Consider the following 11961-nt stretch of genomic DNA (forward strand, 5'->3'; position numbering starts at 1 on the left):
TTCATGCGCATCAATATCGCTGGAAATTTGCACTGAGGCGTTATTTGCGTCGTCAGAAACAGTCGTTAATAGCGCTGATTCTTTATAATCAGGATGCTGACCACGTGGATCATTGCTAGCACGTTTGCTGATAGTACGTGGTTCTACTGATGTTTTACCTTGGGCCGCTGCAAATTGACTGACGGCTTGTGTCATTGACTCAAAACGTGCAATGTAATCCGCTGCTAAAGGCTGATAGCCATAGTTGCTAAAATTAAACTCACTATGAGCAACTGATTGAATGGTAACTTGCTTGTCAGCGCTATTTTTAACTTGCGTCTGCTCTAGATGCATAGCGATAGCAGCGTTAAAGCAGCTGATGACACCTTCTGTCGCTAAGCGATTTTCTGCCTCTGCTAAGGTTGCACGGATAAATTCGCCAACCGTACCACGAATGGTCGGTGCACTCATAATGACTTGCGCATCCTGCTCAGTTGCTTGAGAAGCTCCAGTAACTGAAGATTGCGCCTGTTGACGACGTACTACGCGTGGGTCGTTACTGGCTTGACCAAACTTATCTGCCGTAACGTAGCGTTTGGCAAACAAGTCTTCAGGGCTAAGCTTAAGCACTGCCAGACTGCTACTAGTCTCAATAACCGTATCAGTAGCCGCTTCTTCAGAACTAAACATCATGTCTTCACTAGCACTAATAGCAACAGCATCTTGAACAGCTTGCTGAGCAGTTGGTGCTGCCGTTGACGTTGTTTCTTCCGCTTGCACTGCTACCACTTCTTGACTTGGCACAATATGCTCAGCTTCATTGTCAGTGTTGCTTTTGGTAGTCGCTTGCTCGTCGACAGACGTCTTTTTATCAACACTTTTGTCATTATTAGTGCTTTTTTCTACCTTATCGACCTGGGTAGTATTGACTTGTGCAGTGCCTTTGTCCGCAGTCTCAGCTTGGACGTTACTTTGTTGCGTTTTATCAGCGGTGTCGCTGCTGATATCGGCAGGCTTAGTAGTGTGCTGCGCTGGTTTCTTGTCCACTGCCTTTTGTTTGTCAGCACGCTGTTGAGTTTGGTTCTCTGGACGTTCTTTTGCGGCATCATCATTGCTTTCACTTGCTGACGGTTGCTTTTGAGTCGCTTGTTGTGCTGTAGGCTTGCTATCATCTAATGATAAGTGCACAACCTCTGGTGATTTGAGCTCACTGACCGCTTCATTGACCTGCAATACTACTTCGTTAGGATCTTGATTACGGCGCGTATTAGACTGGTTTCTGCTACCGTTAGCATCTTTAGACGTTTGCTGCTTATTTTGCTGAGCATCAGACGCTGTTAAAGTCTCGCCGCGCTCAAGCTTGCCACGTGATCCACGTTGGCTGTTTGATTTGCGCTTAGTACGAGTTTGTTCTTCTGCTGTATTGCTCGCATCGTCAGAACGACTGTTTTCGCTAGCATTGGCTGCGCTAGCATTGCTTTCGTTGTTATTACGGTTGCTATCTTGACGGTTGTTACGATTACGGTCGCTATGACGTCTGTTATCTTGCTGACGCTTATCTTGGTTGTCGGCTTTATCTTCAGTGACCGTTGCGCTGCCGTCAGTTGTATTGCTAGTAGCGTTACTATCAACATCATCTGCTTGCTCTTTTCTTTGACGAGGCTTAGATGGTCTTGATTTGCGCGGCTTACGTCTTCTTCTGTCTTCAGCATCGCTGTTATCGTCGGCGTCGGTGTTACTCTCAGCAGGACGTGTCTGTTGACGATTCTGACTGTTTTTCTGATTACTATCTTGCTGGGGTGCTGCCGTACTCTGGCTATTGTCATTGTTCGCTAAAGCTGTACTATCGACTTGACCAAATGAGCCTAGGCTTTGCGCTCCGGTATTAACCAATGCTTCGATAGCTTCAGCAGCGTCACGACTACTAACACTTGATGTAGTTTGAGCTTGCGGTGCTTGCGCAAATAAATTAGACAACCAAGCAACTGCTTGCGGCTGGGCAGCAGTAATGGCAGTCGGTTGAGGCGCGACCGGTGCTGCGGGACTTGCAACATTTTGAGTGCTATTAACCTGTTGAGCCTGCGGCGCACGCGCTGATGTCACATTGCTACTAGTACTATTGTTGCTGCGATGCTCGTTGCTATGACTGGTACTATTCTGCGGCGGCGTAGGTGTGCTTTGCTGTGCATTAGGACGAGGCTGCGCTTGACTGCTATTATTGTTATCTTCACTTTTACGAGGCTGGCGGGTTGGCTGCTGCTCAGGACGCTCTTTTTCAGCCGTTTGCCAATCAACGTTATAACCAAGCTCGCTATGCTCTTGCAGCTGGGTGTCGGTGATACGCTCATAGCTTGATGGGGCAAAGCCATCACGGTTAAAATGAAGTTTGAAGTTTGGCGATTCTAAATGCGCGTGCGGCAAGATGGTAATACGTGTACCACTGTCTTGCTCAAGGTAGACTAGGCTGTCACGTTTCTCATTTAGTAAGAATGCTGCGATATCAGTCGGCACTTCGGCTTGTACTTCGCCTTGACGCTCTTTTAGCGCGATTTGTTCAATCTGACGCATGATAGATAGCGACAATGAACGTAGGTCACGAATCATGCCATTACCATGGCAGCGTGGGCATATATAACCGGTTGACTCTTCTAGTGACGGACGTAGGCGCTGACGGCTCATTTCCATCAAGCCAAACTTAGAAATATCACCAAACTGGACGCGGGCACGGTCGTATTTGGTGGCATCAATCAGACGTTTTTCAACTTCTTTTTGATGCTTGTTGTCATTCATATCAATAAAATCAATGACAATCAAACCACCCATATCACGCAGACGCAATTGACGGGCAATCTCGTCGGCGGCTTCTAGATTGGTATGGTAAGCGGTTTCAGCAACGTCTGAACCTTTAGTAGACTTAGCAGAGTTAATATCGATCGACACTAATGCTTCAGTTTGATCGATAACGATTGAACCACCTGATGGCAAACGAACTTCACGCTGATAGGCGGTTTCAATCTGTTTTTCGATATTAAAGCGTGAGAACATCGGCTCATAATCGGTATATTTACGCAGTTTTTCAGCCTGTTTTGGCATAACGGCATCGATAAAGCCCGCCGCTTCAATATAAGCGTTTTCGTTATCAATCCAAATCTCAGAGATGTCATCACGTAGATAGTCACGAACAGCGCGGGTTACCACACCTGCTTCCTGGTGCACCAAGCGTGGTGATGGATATTTTTGGTTTTGCTCTTGGATGGCTTGCCAAATGTTTAGCAAATGATTTAAATCATGCTGCAAATCTTCTTGCGTTTTACCAATACCAGCAGTACGAATGATGACACTCATGCCTTTTGGTAAGTCAAGACTGCCAAGCATACGCTTCATATCTTCACGCAATTTTCCTGAGATTTGACGTGAGATACCACCACCGCGAGGGTTGTTTGGCATTAACACCAGATAGCGACCAGCTAATGATACATAAGTCGAAAGGGCAGCGCCTTTATTGCCGCGCTCTTCTTTTTCAACTTGGACGATGAGCTCGTCACCTTCTTTGATCAGCTTTTTGATGTTCTCATCACGCGGATTGCCGCTTAAATATTCGGCAGAGATTTCACGAATCGGCAAAAAACCTTGACGCTGTGAGCCATATTCGACAAATACCGCTTCAAGCGATGGCTCAACACGGGTCACATGACCTTTATAAATATTGGATTTTTTTTGTTCGCGGGTACGGTTTTCAAGATCGAAATCGTATAGATGATTGCCGTTGCAAAGGGCAACACGAATTTCTTCGTTTTGGGTAGCGTTGATTAAAATGCGTTTCATAATAGTATCCTATGAGTACGCATAATAACGACAAGACAGGCTTTAGGGCTAAGTGGCAAGCGCTGCTAATAATAAAATTAGCGTCAGCAGATGCTAGTTAACGAGAGAACGTAAAGCAGAGTAATAAAGAGTGGTAACGCTTTTCAAAAGCTCAACTCTGAACCAGTGGTATTAACATCAATATAGAGGTTATAGGGTGTAAGGCTATGTCTATATCTTAATATAAGCAGGCTTGTCATAAAGATTAATGCATAAGCAGGTTAGTGATTGTTTATCATCAGTATTTAGAACCAGGTGAATGGTCAGCACACTTTGTCATTTCGTCATAGTGGCGGCTGGTTACTGATATATAAAGGCATTACTGATACCAAAAAAGCATCGTGCTGTCACATAATCAATCAAGGTCTAGCAATCATATCGCTGTCGACTGTATAAAATAGCAGTGTATAAATTACAGTCCAGCGGTTATCCATTTAGGTCAAGCAATTGGTCATTCTTTATTTATCGTTCTTTTGTATATCACGTTAATAATATCTTGGGTGTCTCAAAGCGAGTTCTTGCTGCGTTAGTCATCAGCGGGGCGTACTTGGCAAACAGAATAAATGACCGGCTTATTGGCACGGTGTCTCATGTTTATCCTACTTATCGTCCTCTGTTTGACCGCCAATACTCAGGCAGTTATCGAGATGTATAGTGTTGATTCTCGATTGCGCTCTTAACCACCCATACTTGCTCAACTGCACGCGGCTAAAGGACTGTTAGATAATAAATCATCAAATCAAGTCGTTATCATGCGGGTAGTGAGTAAAGGGTATATGGTTGGTTATCGCTTAATAAAGGGCTAATGCCACATATATCAAGTCGATGCTATCTATTGTCACAATATTCTGTAAGAAATGCTTTATAAGAATAAATAGTTTTTACTAAAAAATAATTTTTGACTGATAAATATCAGTCATGTTCTTTCAATTCATTAGGTATTATAAAGTATATCTGTTGCTATAACACCTTTAAAATCAGATGAAACGCCGAGCTTGCACAGATTGTATGAGTCAGCCGATTGTAGTGACAAGTGATTAGCCAGCCATAAAATCGAAATTTTCTACCTAAAACAACAATCAATTAGCAATGAATTATTATCTCAGCCTCTGCTTAATTGGCGCTCAACATGCTAAACTATAGCAAATCTTTATGTAAATACCTAACTAAAAATGACGAACTCAAAAATGACAAAAGACGAACCTATCCACGAAGCGCCAGCTATCTTTAATAGCAAAACGCGTCCACAAAGTGCTGACGATGAGATTAGCAACTTCGGCAAGGTCAATTACCTTGAAGTCACGCGCCATCAGCACGACCAGCGCTTGGATAATTTTTTGCTTAATCGCTTAAAAGGTTTGCCAAAACCGCATATCTATAAAATGATTCGCTCAGATGAGATTCGCGTCAATAATAAGCGCTGCAAAGCGCACGACAGAGTGCAGCGTGAAGACGTAGTACGTATTGCGCCGGTAGTACTCGCCACTCGCGAAAAACCTATCATCAGTACCGAATTTGCCAAAAGCTTATTGGCGCGTGTGGTCTATGAAGATGAAGGCTTGATAGTGCTAAACAAACCATCGGGCATCGCAGTTCATGGCGGTAGTGGTCTTGCCTTTGGCGTCATTGAAGCCATGCGTGAAGTCACAGGCAAGAAGTATCTAGAGCTTGTACATCGTATTGATAAAGACACTTCAGGCTTACTGATGATTTCTAAAAAACGCTCTGCGCTTAAAGTATTGCAGCAGCATCTGGTCGACAAAACCATTCAAAAGCATTATTTATGTATTGCAAAAGGTCAGCCTGCGCTTAACGAACAACGTATCGATGCGTCATTGTTGCGTTATACACTGGCAAGCGGTGAGCGCCGCGTCAAGGTAGATACGCAAGACCCGCAAACCAAAGAAAGTCAGACTGATATCGTCGTTCATGGTCGTTTTACGATTGCTGAGCAGCCTGTTAGCTTGATTGAAGCTAAGCCGTTAACTGGACGTACCCATCAAATCCGTGTACATTTGGCACATATTGGTCATGCTATCTTAGGCGATGATAAGTATCATGTACATGACAAATCTGGCGTTCATCGTCTGTGCTTACATGCGTGGCGTTTGGATATTCCTGGTTATGAGACCATCACTGCGCCTTTACCAGATGAGATGCTTGATTGGATGCCAGAAGATATTAAAGCCAATTTACCTAAATAAGCGGCTAGTGATACGCGCTTTACAGTAGATGACATCTATATAGATTAAGCATTCATCCAAAACGTCACGATGTCCTATAAATAATAAGACATCGTGACGTTTTGCTATCTGCCATTTATTATCATTATTCATGAAGGTCTATTTATGAGCCAAACTATCACAAGAACAACGGCAACGAAAATTGCTGTTGAGAGCTCTCAATCAGCTAACCCGCATCATTTAGCAGATAAGAATTTAATCATATTTGATTGGGATGGCACCTTAATGGACTCGATTGGCTTAATTGTTGAGTCTATGCATATAGCTGGCGAGGCACATGGTTTTACGACAACCGATAAAGCCGTCAAAGATATTATCGGGTTAAGTTTAATGAAAGGGATTGAGCTTTTATATCCAAAGGCAAGTACTGAGAAAAAACTGTTCATTCAGCAAAGTTACGCAGATTATTATATTGCTAACAGCCAGCGTACACCATTTTTTGCGCCGATAGAAAGTATGCTACAGAACTTACAGCAGCAAAATCGTCAGCTTGCAGTCGCCACAGGCAAAAAACGCAAGGGTTTAGATCGGGTATTAGAAGCCTCAGACAGCCATCATTATTTTATCATGACGCGCTGTGCCGATGAGGCAGGCTCCAAACCTGACCCGCAAATGCTAAAGGATATTTTGCAGTATACCGAGCAGCAAGTCTCTGATGCCGTATTTATCGGTGATAGCATTTATGATATTCAAATGGCAAACAGTCTCGGCATGACCAGTATTGCGGTCAATTATGGTACCGCCAGCAGCGATGAGCTTGCCGCACAGCAGCCCACGTATCAGGTGGATACGCCGCAAGCCTTGGCTGAGCTCTTATGTGCTTAAATAAGAATCCGTCTGAATAAAAAATGGCAATAAAAAAGGGTTTATCGATAATAACGATAAACCCTTTTTGGCTAAAGACGATGAGAGTTACTCGCTATCTTCTTTAGAGCTATCTTTTTGGACCGCATCTTTTTCGATTGCGTCTTCTAGCTCAGCGCCTTCTAGTAAGGCAAAAGAGGACTCGATAATTTTGTCGGCTTCAAGCTGATACTCATACCAGTTACCCATAACGCCTGCTAATTCATCAAGACCTTCTTTTCTTAATGCTGAAAACAGCTGAATGCTACAGTTCAAACCCAGTTGTTTCAATCTTTTACGGGTATTAAGCAAAGCATTTTTAGAGGCACCATACTTCAGCTTATCTGCTTTCGTTAATAAGATATGAACGGGCAGCTCACCATCTTTTGCCCAACGTAGCATTTGCTCATCAAAGAATTTCAATGGATGACGGATATCACTCATCAGCACCAGACCTGCAAGGCTTGAGCGCGACACCAAATACTCTTCTAGCTCAACCTGCCATTCTTTTTTCATCTCAAGTGGTACGGCTGCATAGCCATAACCTGGCAAATCCACCAAACGCCTATCGGCATCACCAATATTAAAAAAGTTAATCATCTGCGTACGACCAGGCGTTTTAGATGAGCGTGCCAATTGGCGCTGGTTGGTAAGCGCATTGATGGCAGAAGACTTGCCTGCGTTTGAGCGACCAGCAAATGCCACCTCTAACCCTATATCTGCAGGACAAAGGCGAAAGGTCGGCGCTGACATCATAAATTCAGTTTGCTGAATACGCTGACGGGCTTTGGTATTAAAATCCGCATGCTTGGCGGCGACATCGTTGAACGGGGTACTCATAAATGACTCATTACGGTTGAAATGAAATACTTAAAATATAGATACAGTATTGAAAATGTTTGCAGTTGATCAGTCTCAAGAGCAGCTTCTTTAGCGGCTCAAAACTAAAAACCAACTTTCAATAAAATAAGCGTTTTGAATTATCGACTATTCTATACTATTAATGCGCTTAGTTATTGAAATAACGGCTATTAGCCGCATATTAATTATAGCAATGGCATAAAATAAAGCAGTGCTTAGCGACTGCTTACAGCGTTATCAAAACCTGTTAACTAAAGCCAAAGCATATTTATATATATTAATTCGACATATATTGTTACAATCTCTATCAGAATAGGTTTATTCATAGACGTTAACGCAGAAAACATGCGAAGAAAATATCTATACGAATGAGCTAATGGAGGTGTCTTATGTTATCAATAATCAAGATTTTTGCCAAAGGCAATCGCTTTTTAGTCAGTACTATCAGTACGCTTGTCGTCAGTATTGCCATGACAACTGGAGCAGGGGCAGCTGATATTGCAGCTATCTATACTGAGTCTTGTGCTGCCTGTCATGATAGTGGCGCTTTGAATGCGATCAAAAAAGGCGATAGTGTCAAGTGGCAACAGCTGATACAACAAAAAGGTATGCCAGCACTTATTAGTTCGGTCAAAAACGGTATGATTCAGATGCCGGCGGGCGGTCTATGCGAAAATTGTAGCAATGATGACTATCGTAAGCTGATTGAGTATATGAGCAAGTAGGTAGTTATGTCATTTACCAAGGTTTAGTTATTCAGACATTGAGACATATAACTAAGGCGCAAAGGTCTAAACCTTTTTGCGCTTTTTGTTTTTTATAAAGCTAAGACTGAGTTTATAGGTAGGAAAACTATCCAATGCTACGATTAAGTAGGCAAATAGTAAAAAGTCTTGCTATAATAATCGAAAATAAACCCTGATATTAGTAAGTACTTTCGGGCTGCTTGTGATAAAGACTATGGAATACAAGACTTAGCCCTTATATTTTGGCTTGGTAAATATGACGCGTCTGAGTAATGCAACCACTCTAAATACTGCTTACATCGAGTTAGTAGGATTTGTATCAATGAAAAAGTTAATCGCTGCCGCCAGCTTATGTGTTGCAAGTTTCAGCGTACAAGCTGCTATCACTGTTCCTGAATACGATCTTAATGCCGGCAAACAAATCGCAGAAACTGTCTGCGCTGCTTGCCATGGTGTTGATGGTGTGAGCCCTGTGCCAGCCCAGCCAAATCTTGGTGGTCAAAACGTCAAATACTTATATAAGCAATTGGTCAACTTTAAAGCAGGCTACCGTAAAAACGGTATCATGCAGTCGCAAGTGGCCAACTTGTCACAGCAAGATTTAGCCAACGTCGCAGGTTATTATTCAAGCCAAAAACCTTGGGGTGTGGCGTTTGGTAATCCTGCAACCACCCAAGAAGCCAGCAAGCTGTTTTTAGGTGGCGATAAATCGCGCGGTGTCATTGGTTGTGCAGGTTGTCATGGTCCAGATGCTGCAGGTAACGTTTGGGCAGCATTCCCACGTTTGGGTGGACAGCATGCTGAATATATTGCCACTCAGCTCAAGCTTTTCCGTGCTGCGGGTCGCGCAGATGATGTCGATAGCGACGAGCAAAAGCGTGTCAATGATGCAGCAAAAGAAGGCGAAATCGGCATGATGCAGACTGTTGCCTCTAAGCTATCGGATCGTGATATCCGTATCTTGTCAGATTATGTGAGTGCTATTCACTAATATCAGATAAAGTCGGTGTTTTTTATTGCTATTCTTAATAAAAGCGCCGTCTACATTAATTTTGATTGAACTATTAAACCCCGATTTCGGGGTTTTTTTATAACTGTCAGTCCTTATATAATGGCATATTGTTAGTATTTTATTTCTTAAATTAAATCGACTATATATCAATTCGACGATTAACAGCTTAAAAGCTATTTATTCTTAACTAGTATGACTCAATGTTATTCACCTTGAATCGCTTGGATGTAAATTATGATGATTCGCTATGCTTCTTATTTTATTGCAGCGCTGCTACCATTATTGCTCTTTCGCTGGTTTGCACCGGCGTCGATAGGCGAGATTGATTTTTGGTTATTATGGCTACTGGCTATGGTGCTGGTCTCGCTACCGGTCATTTATGCTGAGATAGCACTGGCTTATCGTAGCGCTGAGGCGCCTTTGGCGGGTATGCAAAAGCTCACCCGAGAGGCGGATGCTAGCGCTTTATGGCGTGGATTTGGCTGGCTTGCAGCGCTGGTATCTATCATTATTGCAGCGCTTGTGATATCAGGCGCAAGTACAGGCATATTGACGGCGCTCACAGAATTAAATAGTGCACCTGAGATACCAAGTTTTGCCATTGCCGCAGGTCTGATGGTCATTGCGGTATTATTAAGCTTGTTGGGTGTGACCCCTTTGCCAATTGGTTTGGGATTGATGCTAATTGGTTTGATATTTGGGGTAGCTAACGGCTTACCGAATGTCGCCTTTGCGATGACCAATGTAAGTTTGGACGAGTGGGCACGTGCGGTTGCACTTGCTTTAGTCAGTGTTGGTGCGGGTACAGGGTTATACTGGTTCGGTCAAAACCTTGTCACCAAACAAGCGGTAACGGCGGTAGGCATTGACAATCATAATGCACAGAAATCTTCTCATACTCATAGCGTGAAGGAGTATGGGGCAACCAAGCTGGTGCTGCCGATTTGGATATTACAGCTACTGGTCGGAGTGGTGGCTTTATTTATCAGTGGTATGGTGCTACCGCCAATCGGACAGCTACTATACTGGGTAGGGGTGTTATTTGTCGCCAGTTACTTGTTACATTATAGTATGCAGCAACTAGCGCATAAGTTTGGATTGCTGGTCAGTTTGGTCATAACGGCTGTCATCGCGATAGTATTAGTCATTACCATACCAACTATTTGGCTGGTAGGTATACTGGTCATTATTAGTAGCATTGCCGTATTATTGCTGTCTGTTTTTGCAGGCTGGCAGATGAAAATCAGTCATTTGCGTAAGTCTTTAAACTTTGGCAATGAAGCTTTTTATAATTTATGGCGCGTGGCGATACGTTTGATTGTGCCAGTAGCACTGTTGTTAGCCTTGGTAGGTTGGGTGATGCAGTGGTTAAGCTAACAGCTAATAATAAGGGTAACATGCCTAAAGACATGATTGACCCACAAGATGCTATGATAACGGTATATTTAGCTTATGCTGAAGATGAGCAGCACCAGCATTATTTAACCTTGCAAGTGGCTGATGGCACAACCTTATATGCAGCATTAGAGCATGCCAGCTGGTTAACACGGTTTGAAGAATTAGCAACATGGTGTGCTGAGATGATAGAGGTAGCAGTGCCAACAGCCAAACGTTGGCATGTTGGCATCTATGCGCAAAAACAGCCACTTAGCTATCAATTGCAGCCTTTTGATCGGATAGAGGTATATAGAAGCTTAAGCGCTGATCCTATGTCTCAGCGCAAAAGTAAATCTCGAGTTTGATGATTAGAGCTCGCTATCGAAGCGATTATTTAGTAAGAGATTGTTTAGGAAGGGACTATTTAGGCAGAGACTCTAAACCCTCAACGCGAGTCACTATGCCATTATTATCAAAGTAAACCTTTAGATGCTGACTGGCATTTTTGACATCAGCGATACCTTTACGTTGACCTTCAGTCCCTGCTTGATAGTCATAAATATAGTCCCAACGGTTCGGCTCTAGAGTATCTCTAATCGCTGGACTACCAAGCACATAAAGTACCTGATTTTGATTCATGCCCACTTGTAGTTTTTGTGCTTGGGTTTGAGTGATGGGCGTACCTTGCGGTAAATCAATCTTATAAACACTCAGTAATGAGCAGCCAGACATCGTAACAGCGGCGCCCAATATGCTGGTAATGACAATCTTGCGTAATGCGCTTGCAGAATGAAACGGACGTAAATTTAAGGTCTTTATCATGGTAAGATGACTCATAAAAAATGGGTTAGGTACGGCTAAGGGCAGTGGATGCTGGTCTTACCGACAATCTTGGATAAATGATACGTCATTTACTTGCAATTGCCTACCACTTACGACATTATTTACTAAATATGCGCTTGCGTCATTTATTATTAATGTTTTAAATTCATATACTTATGGTTATGTTTTTTGAGAAAAATGTACTGGAAATACA

The 11961-nt window shown here is 43.0% G+C and carries 9 protein-coding genes; 6 read left to right on the forward strand and 3 right to left on the reverse strand.

Annotated features, from left to right (window positions below; translation table 11 throughout):
• Positions 1-3804: Rne/Rng family ribonuclease (locus VLN09_RS07330; protein ID WP_325245124.1), on the reverse strand; the 3804-nt coding region annotated here is incomplete at its 3' end.
• Between the two features lie 1226 nt (positions 3805-5030).
• On the opposite strand from VLN09_RS07330, the gene VLN09_RS07335 reads away from it, so the two are divergent.
• Complete coding sequence (locus VLN09_RS07335; protein WP_325245126.1) at positions 5031-6047, forward strand: RluA family pseudouridine synthase; 1017 nt, start codon at positions 5031-5033, stop codon at positions 6045-6047.
• A 144-nt stretch (positions 6048-6191) separates the two neighbouring features.
• Positions 6192-6911, forward strand: coding sequence for an HAD-IA family hydrolase (locus tag VLN09_RS07340; RefSeq protein ID WP_325245128.1), 720 nt, complete (start codon positions 6192-6194; stop codon positions 6909-6911).
• Positions 6912-6998: 87 nt separating this feature from the next.
• Here the strand turns inward: VLN09_RS07340 and yihA are convergent, their stop codons facing one another.
• A complete protein-coding gene (yihA, locus tag VLN09_RS07345) occupies positions 6999-7769 on the reverse strand; it encodes a ribosome biogenesis GTP-binding protein YihA/YsxC (protein WP_325245131.1) in 771 nt (256 codons plus the stop codon).
• 410 nt (positions 7770-8179) lie between these two features.
• Here yihA and VLN09_RS07350 point away from each other — a divergent pair, with 410 nt between their 5' ends.
• The 4 genes from VLN09_RS07350 (at position 8180) to VLN09_RS07365 (ending at position 11290) form a co-directional block, all read left to right on the forward strand.
• On the forward strand, positions 8180-8515 hold the full coding sequence (locus VLN09_RS07350) for a c-type cytochrome (protein WP_325245132.1): 336 nt from the start codon (positions 8180-8182) through the stop codon (positions 8513-8515).
• A gap of 343 nt (positions 8516-8858) precedes the next feature.
• Complete coding sequence (locus VLN09_RS07355) at positions 8859-9527, forward strand: c-type cytochrome (RefSeq protein WP_325245134.1); 669 nt, start codon at positions 8859-8861, stop codon at positions 9525-9527.
• A 255-nt stretch (positions 9528-9782) separates the two neighbouring features.
• Positions 9783-10925 carry a hypothetical protein gene (locus VLN09_RS07360; protein ID WP_325245136.1) on the forward strand — a complete coding sequence of 381 codons (1143 nt, stop codon included), beginning with the start codon at positions 9783-9785 and terminating at the stop codon, positions 10923-10925.
• A complete protein-coding gene (locus VLN09_RS07365; RefSeq protein ID WP_325245138.1) occupies positions 10913-11290 on the forward strand; it encodes an RnfH family protein in 378 nt (125 codons plus the stop codon). The genes VLN09_RS07360 and VLN09_RS07365 overlap by 13 nt, the downstream gene beginning before the upstream one ends.
• A 55-nt stretch (positions 11291-11345) precedes the next feature.
• On the opposite strand, the gene VLN09_RS07370 is transcribed toward VLN09_RS07365, so the two are convergent.
• Positions 11346-11762, reverse strand: a complete 417-nt coding sequence (locus VLN09_RS07370) for an outer membrane protein assembly factor BamE (RefSeq protein WP_325245140.1) — start codon at positions 11760-11762, stop codon at positions 11346-11348.
• Positions 11763-11961: the final 199 nt, after the last annotated feature.

It is taken from the genome of Psychrobacter sp., assembly GCF_035469765.1.
In the GTDB taxonomy this organism is placed as follows: domain Bacteria; phylum Pseudomonadota; class Gammaproteobacteria; order Pseudomonadales; family Moraxellaceae; genus Psychrobacter.

Excerpts from the sequence above, each read along its gene's own strand:
- VLN09_RS07335 (WP_325245126.1), top strand. The coding sequence starts at position 5,031 with ATGACAAAAGACGAACCTATCCACGAAGCGCCAGCTATCTTTAATAGC.
- VLN09_RS07340 (WP_325245128.1), top strand. The coding sequence starts at position 6,192 with ATGAGCCAAACTATCACAAGAACAACGGCAACGAAAATTGCTGTTGAG.
- yihA (WP_325245131.1), bottom strand. The coding sequence starts at position 7,769 with ATGAGTACCCCGTTCAACGATGTCGCCGCCAAGCATGCGGATTTTAAT.
- VLN09_RS07350 (WP_325245132.1), top strand. The coding sequence starts at position 8,180 with ATGTTATCAATAATCAAGATTTTTGCCAAAGGCAATCGCTTTTTAGTC.
- VLN09_RS07355 (WP_325245134.1), top strand. The coding sequence starts at position 8,859 with ATGAAAAAGTTAATCGCTGCCGCCAGCTTATGTGTTGCAAGTTTCAGC.
- VLN09_RS07360 (WP_325245136.1), top strand. The coding sequence starts at position 9,783 with ATGATGATTCGCTATGCTTCTTATTTTATTGCAGCGCTGCTACCATTA.
- VLN09_RS07370 (WP_325245140.1), bottom strand. The coding sequence starts at position 11,762 with ATGAGTCATCTTACCATGATAAAGACCTTAAATTTACGTCCGTTTCAT.